Raw genomic sequence first — 16,149 nt, 5'->3', positions numbered from 1 at the left:
CAGGGGTTTGTGTTTTTCCGGGAAAAGCGGTTTCCTTTCCGCGTACTGCATTTTCGATGAAAGGAAATCCGGTGGCACAGAAGGTTCAGGTCCTTCTTGTCGACGACCTCGACGGTGTCGAGGCGGACGAGACCGTGACGTTCGCGTTGGACGGCAAGACCTACGAGATCGACCTCACCGCCGGCAACGCGGAAAAGCTCCGTGGCCTGCTCGAGCCGTACACCAAGAGCGGTCGTCGCACGGGTGGCCGCAGCGCCACCACGCGCGGCAAGAGCCGGGTCTCCGTCGGTGGCAGCCCCGATACCGCGAAGATCCGCGCATGGGCCAAGGAGAACGGTCACGAGGTCAACGACCGCGGTCGTGTTCCGGCGAAGGTGAAGGCCGCCTACGAGGACGCGAACCGCTGAGGCGAAAGCTGCTGAGGCGCCGGGCCGCAGGCCCGGGCGCTGAGCAGCCGCGCCCGGTGGCACTCCGCCGCGGCGGCGGCCACGAGACGCACCAGGCAAGGGGCATCCGCACGGCCCCACGGCGCGGACGGCAGGGCCGGAAGCGAGGACTCGACCTCGCGCCCCGGCACGGGCGCCCGCAGCCACACAGCGGCACCCGGCGTGCCGGAGGCGCCCCGCCCCGGGGGGAGGGGCGCGGTCATCCGGCCGTCGGTGCCCAGCGCCACGAGATCCAGTGAGATCCCGCCCCACTCGAGCCAGTCGAGCAGCCCAGGGAGCTCCTCCGCGCTCCCCGCGGCCACCAGCAGCCGCATCCGGCGCCCCATCAGGGCCACGGGCCCCGTCGCAGCGCCCATCCGGCGCAGGACGCCACGGCCCGCCGTCGCGGGCAGCTCGAGGACATCGAAGCGCAGCCCCGTGACCAGCTGCACCGGGGGACCCGCCACCGCCGCCCAGCCGAGCTCGTGCTCGTACCACCGCGCCAGACCGCCGTCGAGCGGCGAGCGGGGGGACGGGACGGTGAGGGCCATGTCCGGGCAACTCCCGCGAAGGCTTCTTGGTTACGCCCGCGAGCCCCTCCGCGGTGACGTAACGTCCCGCTCCGGATGCGCAAGGTGTCCGTGATGGGGCGTACGGGCGCATTCGGCAGCGCAAGGTTGTTCGCTGGTAGCGGAGGGAACCGGGGTGCGCCGCATGGAGTGTCAGTGCTTACGGGTAAGACATTCCTAGTGGAGAGGGGCGACTCGCGGGCTTCGGCGTCTCACGTTCGCCATCGGCGTACTCAAGGCGCGGGTAACTACTTGGCCTGCGGGAACATCGTCTCGCACCATCGGGTTGGAGCATTTGTCGGTTGTTCGGCGGCAGGTCTCCCCGCGGAAGAGGGGTGATCCGGACGGATGTCGGCAGTTGGAATGAGCGGTCCCCGCTTGCGGGACTAAGCTGCGGAAGGACAGGGAGGGGATCGACCCCTAACTGACTGACCGCTCTGAGGAGCGATTAACGATGTTCGAGAGGTTCACCGACCGCGCGCGGCGGGTTGTCGTCCTGGCTCAGGAAGAAGCCCGGATGCTCAACCACAACTACATCGGCACCGAGCACATCCTTCTGGGCCTTATCCACGAGGGTGAGGGTGTCGCCGCTAAGGCCCTGGAGAGCCTCGGGATTTCGCTCGAGGCGGTCCGCCAGCAGGTGGAGGAGATCATCGGTCAGGGGCAGCAGGCCCCGTCCGGGCACATCCCCTTCACTCCTCGCGCCAAGAAGGTCCTGGAGCTCTCGCTCCGTGAGGCCCTCCAGCTCGGCCACAACTACATCGGCACCGAGCACATCCTGCTCGGCCTGATCCGCGAGGGCGAGGGCGTCGCCGCCCAGGTCCTCGTGAAGCTGGGCGCCGACCTCAACCGGGTGCGGCAGCAGGTCATCCAGCTGCTCTCCGGCTACCAGGGCAAGGAAGCCGCCACGGCCGGCGGTCCTGCCGAGGGCACCCCCTCGACGTCCCTGGTCCTCGACCAGTTCGGCCGGAACCTCACCCAGGCGGCCCGCGAATCCAAGCTCGACCCGGTCATCGGGCGCGAGAAGGAGATCGAGCGGGTCATGCAGGTGCTGTCCCGCCGCACCAAGAACAACCCGGTCCTCATCGGCGAGCCCGGCGTCGGCAAGACCGCCGTCGTCGAGGGCCTGGCCCAGGCCATCGTCAAGGGCGAGGTGCCCGAGACCCTCAAGGACAAGCACCTCTACACCCTGGACCTCGGTGCGCTGGTCGCCGGCTCCCGCTACCGCGGTGACTTCGAGGAGCGCCTGAAGAAGGTCCTCAAGGAGATCCGCACCCGCGGCGACATCATCCTGTTCATCGACGAGCTCCACACCCTCGTGGGTGCGGGTGCCGCCGAGGGCGCGATCGACGCCGCCAGCATCCTCAAGCCGATGCTGGCCCGCGGTGAGCTCCAGACCATCGGTGCCACCACGCTCGACGAGTACCGGAAGTACCTGGAGAAGGACGCGGCCCTCGAGCGCCGCTTCCAGCCCATCCAGGTCGCCGAGCCGTCGCTGCCGCACACCATCGAGATCCTCAAGGGTCTGCGCGACCGGTACGAGGCCCACCACCGGGTCTCCATCACCGACGAGGCCCTCGTCCAGGCCGCGACCCTGGCCGACCGGTACATCTCGGACCGCTTCCTCCCGGACAAGGCGATCGACCTGATCGACGAGGCCGGCTCCCGGATGCGCATCCGCCGGATGACCGCGCCGCCGGACCTCCGCGAGTTCGACGAGAAGATCGCCGGTGTCCGCCGGGACAAGGAGTCCGCGATCGACTCGCAGGACTTCGAGAAGGCCGCCTCGCTCCGTGACAAGGAGAAGCAGCTCCTCGCCGCGAAGGCCAAGCGCGAGAAGGAGTGGAAGGCCGGCGACATGGACGTCGTCGCCGAGGTCGACGGCGAGCTGATCGCCGAGGTCCTCGCGACCGCCACCGGCATCCCGGTCTTCAAGCTGACCGAGGAGGAGTCCAGCCGCCTGCTGCGCATGGAGGACGAGCTCCACAAGCGCGTCATCGGCCAGAAGGACGCCGTCATCGGCCTCTCGCGCGCGATCCGTCGTACGCGAGCCGGTCTGAAGGACCCGAAGCGCCCCGGTGGCTCGTTCATCTTCGCCGGTCCGTCCGGCGTCGGTAAGACCGAGCTTTCGAAGGCCCTCGCCGAATTCCTCTTCGGCGACGAGGACGCGATGATCTCCCTCGACATGTCGGAGTTCAGCGAGAAGCACACGGTTTCCCGTCTCTTCGGTTCGCCGCCCGGATACGTCGGCTACGAAGAGGGCGGCCAGCTCACCGAGAAGGTGCGCCGCAAGCCGTTCTCCGTCGTCCTCTTCGACGAGGTCGAGAAGGCCCACCCCGATATCTTCAATTCCCTTCTCCAGATCCTGGAGGACGGTCGTCTGACCGACTCCCAGGGCCGGGTCGTGGACTTCAAGAACACGGTCATCATCATGACCACCAACCTCGGGACCAGGGACATCTCGAAGGGCTTCAACCTGGGCTTCGCGGCCCAGGGCGACACGAAGTCCAACTACGAGCGGATGAAGGCGAAGGTCAGCGACGAGCTGAAGCAGCACTTCCGCCCCGAGTTCCTCAACCGTGTGGACGACATCATCGTCTTCCCGCAGCTGACGCAGGACGACATCCTCCAGATCGTCGACCTGATGATCGGCCGCGTCGACGAGCGCCTGAAGGACCGGGACATGGGCATCGAGCTCTCCCAGTCCGCGAAGGAGCTGCTCGCCAAGAAGGGCTACGACCCCGTGATGGGCGCCCGGCCGCTGCGCCGGACGATCCAGCGCGAGATCGAGGACACCCTGTCGGAGAAGATCCTCTTCGGCGAGCTGCGCCCCGGTCACATCGTGGTCGTGGACACGGAGGGCGAGGGCGAGGAGCGTACGTTCACGTTCCGCGGCGAGGAGAAGTCGGCCCTGCCGGACGCCCCGCCGGTCGAGGCGACGGGCGGCACCGGCCCGAACCTCTCGAAGGACGCGTAACGCACAGCGGTACGAAGGGGCGGCCCCGGAACCTGACGGTTCCGGGGCCGCCCCTTTTCCATGGCCGTCGCCGCCAGAACCACGAGTTTCCCGGCCGCAGCCAGGACCACGAGCCGTAGCCGGGTCCGGCGGTCCTCGGTCGCGTCCGCGGCGGCCGGCAGCCCACGGAGGGAGCGCTCGGCGAGCTGTCGCGGCGAGCCCCGCGGAGGGAGCGCTCGACGGGCGTCGCGGCGAGCCTGCGGAGGGGGCTCGACGAGCTGTCGCGGCGAGCCCGCGGACGTCCTTCTCCGCGGGCGTGCGCCTCTCGCCCCGGAAGGAGACGGGGCCGCAGAGCCGCACCTTGGGCGCGTTCCCCGTGAGTCCGGCCCCTGGACTGCCGCTGACGGGCCCCTGGACCGTCGCTGACCAGCGGTTTCCTCAGGAGTGGGCCGATCGCCGCCGAGGCGGGGCGGGTGCCGATGAGTGCCGGTTCCAGGTCTGTCCCCCCGAAGGTCCCCGAACGGGTCGACGTGGTGCGGGAGGGCCTTTCCGGCGGGTCGGTTGCGTGACCCAGGTCCCATTCGCGAGCGGCGCCTGGTGACAAGGCGCACAGGCGTTTCGGGCGGTACTAACCGGAATAGTGGTTGCCATTGGTGATGAATCGGGACGTACCGGTGCCAACCGCCGGGACTTTGGCCCCAGAGGGTCCCGAACCGGGCGGTGCGCGGCCTTTCGGGCAGTTCCGGCCCCCGCGACATGCGGTTAAACCGCTTCTCTTGTGCCGGTATGTCCGGTTTCAAGAGTTGAAGCCAAGGCCGTCAAGAGCGGATCTCCCCCGGAGATCGCTACGACGCAATGTCGTAGATGGGGTGTTTTGGCCTAGCCGGGGAGCCGGGTTACCAAGGATGAGCAAGCCCGGCGCAACGCACCGTTCGCGTCGGGTCCCGTACTTCCCGGAGGTTTTCCCCCGTATGTCGAAGCGCGTCATGAACCCCGCCGCCCGTATCACCGCCGTCGCTCTCGCCGCCGCGGGTCTCGGAGCGTCGCTGGTGGCCGGAGCAGGGTCCGCCTTCGCCGCCGAGGGCACCGCCGTCGCCCCGGTCGCCGCGACCGCGTCCGCCGCCATCGCGGCCCAGGCCGAGACCCAGGCCCACGCCGCCGCCCAGGTGAAGGCCGCCGTCGCGAAGGCCGCCGCCAAGAAGGCCGCCCCCGTGAAGGCCGTCAAGAAGGCCGCCCCGGTGAAGGCCGCCAAGAAGGCCCCGTCCTGGGTCAAGCCGGTCACCTCGTACACCCTGACCGCCAGCTACAACCAGGGCGGCGCCATGTGGTCCCACAAGCACTCCGGCCAGGACTTCGCCGTCCCGGTCGGCACCCCGGTCAAGGCCGCGGGTGCGGGCACCGTCGTCAAGGCCGGCCCGAACGGCGGCGGCGACGGCCCCGCGTACGGCAACGCGATCGTCGTCAAGCACGCCAACGGCACGTACTCGCAGTACGCCCACCTGTCGAAGATCAAGGTGAACGTCGGCCAGAAGGTCGGCGCCGGCCAGCAGATCGCCCTCTCGGGCAACACCGGCAACTCCTCCGGCCCGCACCTGCACTTCGAGATCCGTACGACCCCGAACTACGGCACCGCCGTGAACCCGGCCGCCTTCCTGCGGTCCCACGGGGTCGGCATCTGACCTCCCACCGGGCCCGATGGGCCTGTAGGCAGGCCTGACGGGCCTGTCACCGGGCCCGATGGGCCTGATTGATCAGATCGAGGGCGACCTCGAGGACGGCTTCGTGCTTCTCCTCGGGGTCGCCCTCGACGTTCTGCATGAAGAACGTGCCCGCGTGCAGCGTGAAGATCGCGCTGACGCTGCGGACCTTGTCCGCCATGGGAAGGTCCGGCTCCTGCACCAGCTCGGTGATCGTGACCATGCGCTCCTTGAAGGTGAGCCCGATGCTGAGGTCGCGGACCGTCGCCTGGTTCTCCTGCATGAAGCGGTAGAGCGGGGCCGCGGCGCGCAGCGCCACCTGGTAGCGGCGGAGGATCTCCTCCTTGGTCTCCAGGGTGCGGGGCTGCCCCTGGGCCCAGGCGATCAGCTCGTCCATCGGCCGGGTCAGGTCCTCGAAGATCCCGATGAGGATGTCTTCCTTGGTCTTGAAGTGGTAGTAGAGCGCGGCCTTGGTGACGTCGAGGCGTTCCGCGATCTCGCGCAGCGAGGTCTTCTCGTAGCCCTGCTCGGCGAAGAAGTCGAGGGCAACGTCCTGGATGCGCTGGCGGGTGTTGCCTCGGGCCATGGCTGCTCTCCTACGCTTACTTACTTGACGACCGGCAAGTTACGGGTCTACTGTCCCCATCCTAGTAACTAGCCGGGCGGCAAGTAAGGGGACGGTCGTGGCGACCAACGGGACAGGGCAGGCAGTCGAGGAGAAGGCACCGCCGGCGCGCAGCGTCCGTGTCGTCCTCCTCGCCCTGATGATCGCGATGCTGCTCGCGATGCTGGACAACATGATCATCGGCACCGCGATGCCGACGATCGTCGGCGAGCTCGGCGGCCTGGAGCACCTCTCCTGGGTCGTCACCGCCTACACCCTGGCCACCGCCGCCTCCACCCCCATCTGGGGCAAGCTCGGCGACATGTTCGGCCGCAAGGGCGTCTTCCTCACCTCGATCGTGATCTTCCTGATCGGCTCGGCGCTCAGCGGCATGGCCCAGGACATGGGCCAGCTCATCGGCTTCCGTACCGTCCAGGGCCTCGGCGCCGGCGGCCTCATGGTGGGCGTCATGGCGCTCATCGGCGATCTGATCCCGCCCCGCGAGCGCGGCAAGTACCAGGGCATGATGGCCGGCGTCATGGCCCTCGCCATGATCGGCGGACCGCTCGTCGGGGGCACCATCACCGACCACTGGGGCTGGCGCTGGTCCTTCTACATCAACCTGCCGCTCGGCGCCGTCGCCCTCGCCATGGTCACCGCCGTCCTGCACCTGCCGAAGAAGCAGCGCGCCACGGGCACCCGGATCGACTTCCTCGGCGCCGGACTGCTGACCGTCGGCATCACCGCGATCGTCCTCGTCACCACCTGGGGCGGTACGGAGTACGCCTGGGGCTCGGCCACGATCGTCGGCCTCGCGGTCCTCGGAGTCGCCTCCCTCGCCGCCTTCCTGTGGGTGGAGACCAGGGCCGACGACCCGATCGTGCCGCTGCACATCTTCCGCAGCCGCAACTTCACCCTGATGTCCCTGATCGGCTTCGTCACCGGCTTCGTGATGTTCGGCGCGGTCCTCTACCTGCCGATCTTCCAGCAGTCCGTCCAGGGCGCCTCGGCGACCAACTCCGGTCTCCTGCTCCTGCCGATGCTGCTGGCGATGATGGTCGTCTCGCTGCTCGTCGGCCGGTTCACCACCAGCACCGGCAAGTACAAGATCTTCCCGATCGTCGGCGGCGCCCTCATGACGATCGGGCTCTTCCTCCTCGCCCAGATGGACACCGGCACCTCGCGGCTGACGTCCGGCGTCTACATGGCCGTCCTCGGTGCCGGCATGGGCTTCCTCATGCAGATCACCATGCTCGTCGCGCAGAACAGCGTCGAGATGAAGGACATGGGCGTCGCCTCCTCCTCCACCACCCTCTTCCGGACGCTCGGCTCCTCCTTCGGCGTCGCGATCATGGGCGCGCTCTTCACGAGCCGGGTCCAGGACGAGATGGCGGCGCGCGGCGGCTCCGGGCTCACCGAGCGGACCGCCCAGCTCGACGCGGCGAGCCTGGCCAAGCTGCCGGCGACGCTGCGCGAGGCCTACCAGGACGCGGTCGCCGTCGGTACCCACTCGGCCTTCCTGGTCGCCGCGGCGGTCTCCGTCCTCGTCTTCGCCCTCGCCTTCTTCGTCAAGGAGGTGGCGCTGCGCGGCGCGGGACCGGCGGCACGGCCGACGGCGGACGACGACGCCCCGAAGGTCGCCGAGACGGTCTGACGCTAGGTCGCCGAGACGGTCTGACGCTCTTACGCCGGGATGGTCCGGCGCTCGTGTACGACGGTGGGGCCGGTCCCGAAAGGGGCCGGCCCCACCGCCGTACTAGGTGACCGCTCCGGACGCCGCGGGTCGGTCCGGCAGCCCGCCGGGGCAGTCGGCACTCCGTCGTGTCGGTCCGGACGCCGCGGTCAGTCCGGCAGCCCCAGCATCGGGAAGCTGCCCGTGTTCGTCGGCGCGTGGTCCGGCAGCCACAGCACCGCGATCGCACCGCCCACGCCCCCCGGGGACGTCGCCGAGGCCACGTTCCGGAAGGTCAGCCGGGCGCCGAGCACCCGCGCCTGGCCCGCCGCGATCGTCAGCCCCAGGCCGTGCCCCTGGCCCGCGCGGTCGCTCGTCCCCGTACGGAAGCGGCTCGGGCCCTCCTTGAGGAGCGCCTCGGGGAAGCCCGGACCGTGGTCGCGGACCCGTACCACCCGGCCCTCGACCGTGACCTCCACCGGCGGCCTGCCGTGCTTGGCGGCGTTCGCCAGCAGATTGCCCAGGATGCGTTCGAGCCGCCGCGGGTCGGTGTTCACCCAGGACTCGTGGACGACCCGGACGACCACCTCGGGATCGAGCGCCCGGACCCGCCGCTCCACGAACTCGCCGAGCGCGATCTCCTGGAGCTCGGCCCGCTCCGAGGCGCTGTCCAGCCGCGCCACCTCCAGGACGTCCTCGACCAGCGTCCGCATCGCCTGCGCCCGGTCCCGTACGAGCTCGGTCGGGCGCCCCGGCGGCAGCAGCTCGGCCGCCGTGAGCAGCCCCGTCACGGGGGTGCGCAGCTCGTGCGCGATGTCCGCGGTGACCCGGCGCTCGGCCTCGATCCGCTCGTTCAGGGCGTCGGTCAGGGCGTCGACCGCCCGGGCCAGCTCGTCGGTCTCGTCCCGGACGACCCCGCCGATCGCGTCCCGTACCCGTACGTCCGTGTTGCCCTGGGCGACCCGCCCGGCCGCCGCTGCGGCCTTGCGCAGCCGCCGTGAGAGCTGGGCGCCGATGAGCACGCCGAGCGCGCAGCCGCCGAAGACCACCGAGACCGATCCGATGACGAGGGCCCGGTCCAGATCGCCCATGATCGCCGCGCTGCGGTCGGCGAAGGGGATGTGCAGCGACAGCACGTCGCCGTTGGCGAGCGGCACCGCCGCCCACACGTCGGGCGGGCCGCCGTCCCGGTGCTCCTGCACGTACGTACCGCGCCGCCGGTCCCGCATCAGCTGGTCGAGCTGGGGCGGCAGCGCGGGGTCGTTGATCTTCGTGCCGAAGCGGGGCTCCTTCGGCTTCGACGTCTCGTACATCCGCTGAGCGAAGAGCAGCCGCTCCATCTGCACCTCGCGCGCGTTGTCGAGCATCGAGATGCGGGCCGCGTTGTGCACGACGACGCTCAGCGTCACCGCGATGAGCGCGCCGACCGCCGCGATGGCGACGGCGATCTTCCAGCGGACCCCGGTACGGAGGGCGAGCGGCTTCACGGGCCCGATCTTCCTGTTCCCTGTTCTCTGTTCCCTGCTTCCTGTCTCCGGTCCCTAGCCCTTGAGCTTGTAGCCGAAGCCGCGGACCGTCTCGATCCGGTCCTGGCCGATCTTGGCGCGCAGCCGCTGCACATGGACGTCCACGACCCGGGTGTCGCCGCCCCAGCCGTAGTCCCAGACCCGCTCCAGGAGCTTGTCCCGGGAGAGCACGGTGCCCGGCGCGGACGAGAACTCGAGCAGCAGCCGCATCTCGGTCGGGGTCAGCGCCACCGGCTCCCCGTCCCTGCGGACCTCCATGCCCTCGGTGTCGACCTCCAGGTCACCGAAGGCGAGCAGCCCGCCACCGTCCGCCGGGCCGTCCCCGCGCTCGCCGCCGGGGCCGCCCGCGTGCCCGAAGCGCCGCAGGACGGCCCGGATGCGGGCCATGAGCACGGAGCCGTCGAAGGGCTTCGTGACGTAGTCGTCGGCCCCGGCCTCCAGGCCGAGGACGACGTCGATCGAGTCGGCGCGCGCCGACAGCATGATGACGGGCACCGTCGACTCGTCGCGGATGCGGCGGCAGAGGCTGACCCCGTCCATGCCCGGCAGCATCACGTCGAGCAGGGCGATGTCGGGCCGCTGAGCCCGGAAGGCGTCCAGACCGGAGAGCCCGTCGGGCATGGCCGTGACCCGGAAGCCGTCCCGTTCCAGGGCGAGCTGGGTGGCCTCACGGATGACGTCGTCGTCCTCGACGAACAGGACATGGGTTTCGGCCATCGTGCGTGCCCTTCGGGTTCTGTGCTGCTGAGTGGTGCGGTGGCGCGTGTCGCGCGGTCGCGCGGTGGTGTGTGCCGTGCGGTGGTGCTGTTTCGCGCCGGTGGTGATGTGCCGGTGGTGGTGTGGTGGTCCGGCGGCTCAGCTCGGGGCGGGTTCGCTCGGCGCCGGCTCCACGGCGGCCTCGCCGTCACCGACGGCCCGGCTGTAGTCGTTGTGCACCCAGTCGTGCTGGGTGAACTTGTTCCCCGACCAGCGGTACGTGATCACGTCCTCGCCCGAGGGATACGCCACCGGGTCGCCCTTCGCGTACACCTGCTTGGTGACGATCAGGTCGCCGCGGTCGATCGTGCCGTAGACCGCCGCGTCCTCCGCCATGAAGACGTTCTCGTACCGGTCGCTCTGCTTCCGGTAGACGTAGGTGCCGATACCGACGGCATCGCCGCAGGTCATCACGTTGACGACGACATCGGGGGCGGCGGATCCCGTGAGACTGCCGTAGGAGGTGTCCACGGGATAGGCGTCCGCGACGCACGGCTTCAGATCGTCCTTGAGCCGCTCGCCGATCTTCGGGTCGGCCTTGAGCAGCGCGATCGGGTCCACCCGCTCGGCGGACTGCGGACCGCCTGTCGCCGAGGGGGAGGGGGTGGGCGCCGCCGCGGCCGTCTCGTCGACGCGCGCCGCGCCCTCGTCGCGGGAGCCCGTGCCGCCGGTGGAGCAGGCGGCCATGGACAGCCCGACGGCGACGAGCCCGGCCACCGCCGTGATGCTCGCCGCCCTGGCGGTACGGCGCGGGCGGCGCCGTCCGGTGCTGTACCGGTCGTCGCCGCCGCTCCCGCCGTACCGGTCATCGTGTCGACCGCCGTCGTCCGGACCGTCGCCGTCCCGATCGGCGCCGTCCCGATCGCCGTCGGGTCGTCTGCCGTCGGGTCGTCTGTCGTCGTCGGCTTCGGGGTCTAGGCCGCGCACCGCCCCCGCCCCCCTTCGTCACCTCGTACGTCGGTCCGCTCTCCCGTCCGCCCCAGGGCGCGGGCGTCGAGGTCGCGGCTCTCCAGCTCCTGGCGGAGCCGGGCCAGCGCGCGGTGGAGCGTCGACTTCACCGTACCCGTCGACATCCCGAGCGCCGCCGCCGTCTCCTCCGTGCTCATCTGTTCCCAGTGACGGAGGACGACGACGCTGCGCTGCTTGGGCGCCAGGACCTTCAGGACGTCCATGAGGAGGGCGCGGTCGGCGTGCTGCTCGGTCGGGTCGTCGACGCTCGCGTCGGGCAGCTGCTCGGTGGGCACCTCTTCGAGCTTGCGGGAGCGCCACCACTCGGTGCGGGTGTTGATCATGACCCGGCGCAGATAGGCGTCGGCGAGGGACTTGTCGGCGATGCCGTCCCAGCGGCCGTACGTCCGGGCCAGCGCGGTCTGGAGGAGGTCCTGGGCGTCGACGGGGTCGGGGACGAGACGACGGGCACTACGCAGCAGCGCGTCCTGCCGTGTGCGTACGTACTCCTCGAAGTCGAGCACCTCTCCGTGCCTCATCCGAACCGCCTCCATCCCCGTGACCAGCTATTTCCTCGTGTCGTCGATGACGCTACGGAGGACTTGTCACGGGGCTGTGCGGGGCAGCCGTCGGTGGACGCACGGCTACCCATCGGTTGTGTAACAGCGGGGACGGAGGTGGTTTCGCGGCGGCCGCCCCTGGAGAGCGGGCGGCCAGTTCGGCTGGGGGACGCCCCCTCACGAGGGCGCCCGCTCCGGAAGGTGCTCCCTCACGAGGGCGCCCCGCTCCGGAAGGTGCTCCCTCAGGAGAGCGGCAGGCGGTAGAGCCCGCCTTCCAGCGGCTCGACGAGACCGTCCGCGACCAGGCCGTCCAGGGCCCTGGTCCGCTGCATCGGCTCGTCCCAGACCGCGTCCAGGGCGGCCTGCCCGACCGGGTCCGTCGACTCGCGCAGCACGGCGAGGAGCCGACCCCGTACCTGCCGGTCCGTGCCCGCGTACGTCTGGCCGCGCCGCGGCGGGCCGTCGTGCGCCGGCTTGCCCGCCAGCTGCCAGGCGCAGTGCGAGGCGATCGGGCAGCGCCCGCAGTCCTCGTTCCGCGCGGTGCACACCAGAGCGCCCAGCTCCATCGAGGCCGCGGCCCAGCGGGAGGCCCTCGCCTCGTCCTCCGGGAGCAGCGCCCGGGCCAGCCGGCGTTCGGCGGCCGTCGTGGCGTTCGGCGGGTACTGGACGCCGGTCGCCGCCCGCGCGAAGACCCGGCGCACGTTGGTGTCCAGGACCGCGTGCCGCTGCCCGAACGCGAAGGAGGCGACCGCGGCCGCCGTGTACTCGCCGATGCCGGGCAGCGCGAGCAGCGCGCCGTGGTCGCGGGGTACGTCGCCGCCGTGGCGTTCCGTTATGGCGACGGCCGCCGCGTGCAGGCGCAGGGCCCGGCGCGGATAGCCGAGGCGACCCCAGGCGCGGACCGCCTCGCCGGGGGCGTCGGCGGCCAGGTCGGCGGGGCGCGGCCAGCGCGCGAGCCACTGCTCGTACACGGGCAGGACCCGGACGACGGGGGTCTGCTGGAGCATGAACTCGCTGACCATTACCCCCCAGGCCCCGGCCTCGGGCCGGCGCCAGGGCAGGTCACGGGCGTGCCGGTCGAACCAGGCGAGGACGGGCCCGTGCAGCTCTGGCGGGAGCGAGGGGTCCACGGGGGCCACCGGGGCCACAGGGACCACCGGGGCCGCGGAGGCCAGGGGAGCCAAGGGGGCCACGGAGGGGTCGGGGGTCACGGGGCCGGGGGGAGTGTCGATGGAAGTCATGGCACCCCCGATCCTGGCACGTCCGCGGCGGGATCAGTACGCGCCGTGGCGCGCGCGCTCGGGCTGTTCGGTGGACGGGGAGGCGTGCCCGGCGGCGTGCGCCCGCGGCCCGCGCCCCGCGCACCACACGACGGCCGAGTTCCGGCTCGACCTCGCCGTCTCCACCAGGGACCGCACCGGCCGCTCCGCCGCCCGCATGACGAGGAAGGCGACCAGCGCGCCGAGCAGCAGACCGACGGTCACGTCGTGCGGGTAGTGCACGCCGACGAAGACCCGGGAGAACGCCATGAGCAGCGCCATCGGCACGGTCAGCCAGACGAGGCCGCGCCAGGACAGGGCGAGCGCGATCGCGGCGGCGCCCGCGATGGCGGAGTGGTTGCTGGGGAAGGACCAGTCGCCGTACGGCGGGCATTCCACGAGGGCGGTGGGCGCCCCGACGACAGCTCGGCATGGGCGTTCCTCGTCGACCAGCGACTTCAGCGACTCGCTCACGACGTAACCGAAGGCGGTGGCGAGCGGGGCGAGCAGCGCGAGCGCCATCATCCGGCTCGATCCGTCACGGGAGCGCCACCAGCCGGCCAGGAACAGCACGCCGAAGAGCAGCAGCCCGGCTTCGGTCCACACCTCGGCGAGCCACTGGAACCAGTGCGGGGTGGAGTGGGCGAAGTCGGCGACATCGAGGTAGAGCCGATCGGAGAGGTCGAGGATGGAGTCCATGGTGGACGACGCTAACCGGAATTCGGGGCCCCTCGCCCCGGGCCAACGGCCAGAGCGACCCCCGACGAAAGTGGGGGGCCCGTCGGATCGTGGTGATTCCCCCGTGTTTCCGGGACGGTTCCGGAATGGTTCCCCTCCGGGATGGATGTGATCATCGGCAAAACTTGATGCCTTGGGCGGCGGGTGGGGCGGGAGTTGGGCCGGATCTCTCGTAAGGTTCGGGGCGTGGGATCTTTGCGCAATCCGGTCGGGCCGCTTCCCTCCACCATCTACTGGCGACGGAGGGCGGTCGCGCTGTGCCTGACGGCGGTTCTCGCCCTGCTCGCCGTATGGGCCCTCGCCTCGGGTGACGGCGGTGGGAAGAAGGCGAACGACGCGGCCAACGGCTCGTCGCCCACACCCCCCTCGATCACTCCCGGCCCCTCCGGCACCGGCCCGGCGATCAGCCAACAGCCCGGCGGCCGCGACGAGTCGGGCGAGTCCGGCGAGACATCGGGCGACGGCGGCGGCTCCGCAGGCTCCGGTACGGGACCGGGCTCCGGCACGGGCGTCGACTCCGGTACGGACGCGGGTACGGACTCCGGTGCCGGTGGCGCCGGGAAGAACGGCGACACCGACGGCGCGGGCGGCGACGGCGGCGCGGGCACCGGCGCGGGACAGCAGGTTCCGGCCAATTCTCCGCTGCCGAACTGCCCTGCCGGAGCGCTGCAATTGACGCTGCGCAGCACCAAGGTCTCCTACGAGGCGGGCGAGAAGCCCCGCTTCCACCTGGTCGCCAAGAACACCTCGAACGCCGACTGCAAGGCCGACTTCGGCCCGCGCAGCGCGGTTCTGACGATCAGTGACAAGCAGGACGACGAGGTCTGGGCCTCGGACGACTGCCCGCGCCCCGGCAACCCGCTCCTGCTGCGCGTCCCCGCGCGGTCCACGGTCACCCACACCGTGGAGTGGGACCGCGGGCGCAGCGCGCCGCAGTGCGCCACCGCCCCGGCGGGCCAGGCCGGCCCCGGCACGTATCTGGTGGAGGCGACGATGCCGGGCGTGAAGGTGCTCCCGGCCTCCTTCACGCTGGCCAAGGACTGAAGGACTGAACGTCCAGGCCGAGGCGTGACCGTCCCGGCCGAGGACTGAGTCTCCTCACCGAGGACTGAGCGTCCCGGCCGATGACTGAGCGTCCTGGCCGATGACTGAGCGTCCTGGCCGATGACTGAACGTCCAGGCCGAGGACTGAGCGTCCCGGCCGAGCGCCGAGCGCTGAGTCCCGCCCCCAGCCCCAGCCCCCAGGCCCCCCCGCCTTCCGGGGCAGGGGGCTGGGGGGCATGGGGATGATCAGACGTACCGCTCCAGGATCGAGGACTCCGCCAGCCGCGACAGGCCCTCGCGGACGCTGCGGGCGCGGGCCTCGCCGACCCCGTCGACGGTCTGCAGGTCGTCCACGCTCGCCGCGAGGAGCTTCTGCAGCCCGCCGAAGTGCTCCACGAGCCGCTCGATGATCGCGCCCGGCAGTCGCGGCACCTTGGCGAGGAGCCGGTAGCCGCGCGGCGAGACGGCCGAGTCGAGGGTCTCGGGCGAACCGCTGTAGCCGAGTGCCCTGGCCACCACGGGAAGTTCGAGCAGCTCGGTGTGGGTGAGCGCGTCCAGCTCGGTGAGCGCCTCGGCGACCGTCCGCGAGCGCTTGGCCGTGGGCTCGGGCACGTAGTCCCGGACCACCAGCTCGCGCTCCGGCTCCACGCCCGCGATGAGCTCGTCGAGCTGGAGCGACAGGAGCCGTCCGTCGGTGCCGAGCTCGACCACGTACTCGGCGATCTCGGTGGCGATCCGGCGCACCATCTCCAGGCGCTGGGCGACGGCGGTGACGTCCCGGACCGTGACCAGGTCCTCGATCTCCAGCGCGGAGAGCGTGCCGGCCACCTCGTCGAGCCGGAGCTTGTACCGCTCCAGCGTCGCGAGCGCCTGGTTCGCGCGGGAGAGGATCGCGGCCGACTCCTCCAGGACCCGGCGCTCGCCGTTCACGTACAGCGCGATCAGCCGCATCGACTGGGAGACGGAGACGACCGGGAAGTTGCACTGCTTGGAGACCCGGTCCGCGGTGCGGTGGCGGGTGCCGGTCTCGTCGGTGGGGATGGAGGCGTCCGGGACCAGCTGCACACCGGCTCGGTGGATCTTGGTGATGTCCTTGTCGAGGACGAGCGCGCCGTCGAGCTTGCACAGCTCGCGCAGGCGGGTCGCGGCGAACTCGACGTCCAGCACGAAACCGCCGGTGCACATCGAGTCGACCGTCTTGTCCAGGCCGAGCACGATGAGACCGCCGGTGCTTCCCCGGAGGATCCGCTCCAGGCCGTCGCGCAGGGCGGTGCCCGGTGCGACCGCGCTCAGGGCGGCACGCATCAGCGCTTCATTGCCGGAGCCCGCGCCGGATTTTCCAGGAGCTGCTGCCCCGTCCTTGGCTGCCACTGCACTCCTCCGGCTCGTACGGAT

General features: G+C 71.0%; 14 protein-coding genes. 5 read left to right on the top strand and 9 right to left on the bottom strand.

The features are described 5' to 3' along the window. Positions 1-71 precede the first annotated feature (71 nt). Complete coding sequence (locus OG361_RS17770; RefSeq protein WP_384576041.1) at positions 72-407, top strand: Lsr2 family protein; 336 nt, start codon at positions 72-74, stop codon at positions 405-407. On the opposite strand, the gene OG361_RS17765 is transcribed toward OG361_RS17770, so the two are convergent. Beyond that, on the bottom strand, positions 386-976 hold the full coding sequence (locus OG361_RS17765) for an SCO3374 family protein (RefSeq protein WP_405854693.1): 591 nt from the start codon (positions 974-976) through the stop codon (positions 386-388). The genes OG361_RS17770 and OG361_RS17765 overlap by 22 nt on opposite strands. Positions 977-1,448: 472 nt before the next feature. Between OG361_RS17765 and OG361_RS17760 the strand changes: the two genes are divergently transcribed. Together OG361_RS17760 and OG361_RS17755 are read left to right on the top strand one after the other, a co-directional pair. Beyond that, entirely contained in the window at positions 1,449-3,971 is a 2,523-nt protein-coding gene (locus OG361_RS17760) for an ATP-dependent Clp protease ATP-binding subunit (protein ID WP_384576035.1), read from the top strand. 950 nt (positions 3,972-4,921) lie between these two features. After that, entirely contained in the window at positions 4,922-5,629 is a 708-nt protein-coding gene (locus OG361_RS17755) for a M23 family metallopeptidase (protein ID WP_405854690.1), read from the top strand. 46 nt (positions 5,630-5,675) lie between these two features. Here the strand turns inward: OG361_RS17755 and OG361_RS17750 are convergent, their stop codons facing one another. Then, complete coding sequence (locus OG361_RS17750) at positions 5,676-6,233, bottom strand: TetR/AcrR family transcriptional regulator (protein ID WP_405854688.1); 558 nt, start codon at positions 6,231-6,233, stop codon at positions 5,676-5,678. 97 nt (positions 6,234-6,330) lie between these two features. On the opposite strand from OG361_RS17750, the gene OG361_RS17745 reads away from it, so the two are divergent. Further along, positions 6,331-7,905, top strand: a complete 1,575-nt coding sequence (locus OG361_RS17745; protein WP_405854686.1) for an MDR family MFS transporter — start codon at positions 6,331-6,333, stop codon at positions 7,903-7,905. A gap of 188 nt (positions 7,906-8,093) precedes the next feature. Here OG361_RS17745 and cseC read toward each other — a convergent pair whose 3' ends face one another. From cseC to OG361_RS17715, 6 genes are all read right to left on the bottom strand, one after another. Beyond that, positions 8,094-9,410: a two-component system sensor histidine kinase CseC gene (gene cseC / locus OG361_RS17740; protein ID WP_405854684.1), complete on the bottom strand. Its 1,317-nt coding sequence runs from the start codon at positions 9,408-9,410 to the stop codon at positions 8,094-8,096. Positions 9,411-9,464: 54 nt separating this feature from the next. Next, positions 9,465-10,166, bottom strand: a complete 702-nt coding sequence (cseB, locus tag OG361_RS17735; RefSeq protein WP_405854682.1) for a two-component system response regulator CseB — start codon at positions 10,164-10,166, stop codon at positions 9,465-9,467. Between the two features lie 138 nt (positions 10,167-10,304). Then, positions 10,305-11,132 carry a hypothetical protein gene (locus tag OG361_RS17730; RefSeq protein ID WP_405854680.1) on the bottom strand — a complete coding sequence of 276 codons (828 nt, stop codon included), beginning with the start codon at positions 11,130-11,132 and terminating at the stop codon, positions 10,305-10,307. Further along, complete coding sequence (locus tag OG361_RS17725) at positions 11,120-11,692, bottom strand: SigE family RNA polymerase sigma factor (protein WP_384576688.1); 573 nt, start codon at positions 11,690-11,692, stop codon at positions 11,120-11,122. Before OG361_RS17725 ends, OG361_RS17730 begins: the two co-directional genes overlap by 13 nt. A 263-nt stretch (positions 11,693-11,955) precedes the next feature. Beyond that, a complete protein-coding gene (locus OG361_RS17720) occupies positions 11,956-12,954 on the bottom strand; it encodes an A/G-specific adenine glycosylase (protein ID WP_405854678.1) in 999 nt (332 codons plus the stop codon). Between the two features lie 33 nt (positions 12,955-12,987). Next, positions 12,988-13,671, bottom strand: a complete 684-nt coding sequence (locus tag OG361_RS17715; protein ID WP_405854676.1) for a phosphatase PAP2 family protein — start codon at positions 13,669-13,671, stop codon at positions 12,988-12,990. Between the two features lie 225 nt (positions 13,672-13,896). Between OG361_RS17715 and OG361_RS17710 the strand changes: the two genes are divergently transcribed. Beyond that, complete coding sequence (locus tag OG361_RS17710; protein WP_405854674.1) at positions 13,897-14,754, top strand: hypothetical protein; 858 nt, start codon at positions 13,897-13,899, stop codon at positions 14,752-14,754. Between the two features lie 246 nt (positions 14,755-15,000). Here OG361_RS17710 and disA read toward each other — a convergent pair whose 3' ends face one another. Beyond that, positions 15,001-16,125, bottom strand: coding sequence for a DNA integrity scanning diadenylate cyclase DisA (gene disA, locus OG361_RS17705; RefSeq protein ID WP_384576699.1), 1,125 nt, complete (start codon positions 16,123-16,125; stop codon positions 15,001-15,003). Positions 16,126-16,149: the final 24 nt, after the last annotated feature.

Origin of the sequence: Streptomyces sp. NBC_00090, assembly GCF_045160815.1 — a bacterium.
GTDB lineage: Bacteria > Actinomycetota > Actinomycetes > Streptomycetales > Streptomycetaceae > Streptomyces.
Note: the sequence above shows the minus strand (reverse complement) of the source record. Positions and strands in the feature narration are given on the sequence as shown.

Coding starts and splice junctions, on each gene's coding strand:
- OG361_RS17725 (WP_384576688.1), bottom strand. CDS start 11,692: ATGAGGCACGGAGAGGTGCTCGACTTCGAGGAGTACGTACGCACACGG.
- OG361_RS17750 (WP_405854688.1), bottom strand. CDS start 6,233: ATGGCCCGAGGCAACACCCGCCAGCGCATCCAGGACGTTGCCCTCGAC.
- cseB (WP_405854682.1), bottom strand. CDS start 10,166: ATGGCCGAAACCCATGTCCTGTTCGTCGAGGACGACGACGTCATCCGT.
- OG361_RS17760 (WP_384576035.1), top strand. CDS start 1,449: ATGTTCGAGAGGTTCACCGACCGCGCGCGGCGGGTTGTCGTCCTGGCT.
- OG361_RS17715 (WP_405854676.1), bottom strand. CDS start 13,671: ATGGACTCCATCCTCGACCTCTCCGATCGGCTCTACCTCGATGTCGCC.
- OG361_RS17720 (WP_405854678.1), bottom strand. CDS start 12,954: ATGACTTCCATCGACACTCCCCCCGGCCCCGTGACCCCCGACCCCTCC.
- OG361_RS17755 (WP_405854690.1), top strand. CDS start 4,922: ATGTCGAAGCGCGTCATGAACCCCGCCGCCCGTATCACCGCCGTCGCT.
- OG361_RS17765 (WP_405854693.1), bottom strand. CDS start 976: ATGGCCCTCACCGTCCCGTCCCCCCGCTCGCCGCTCGACGGCGGTCTG.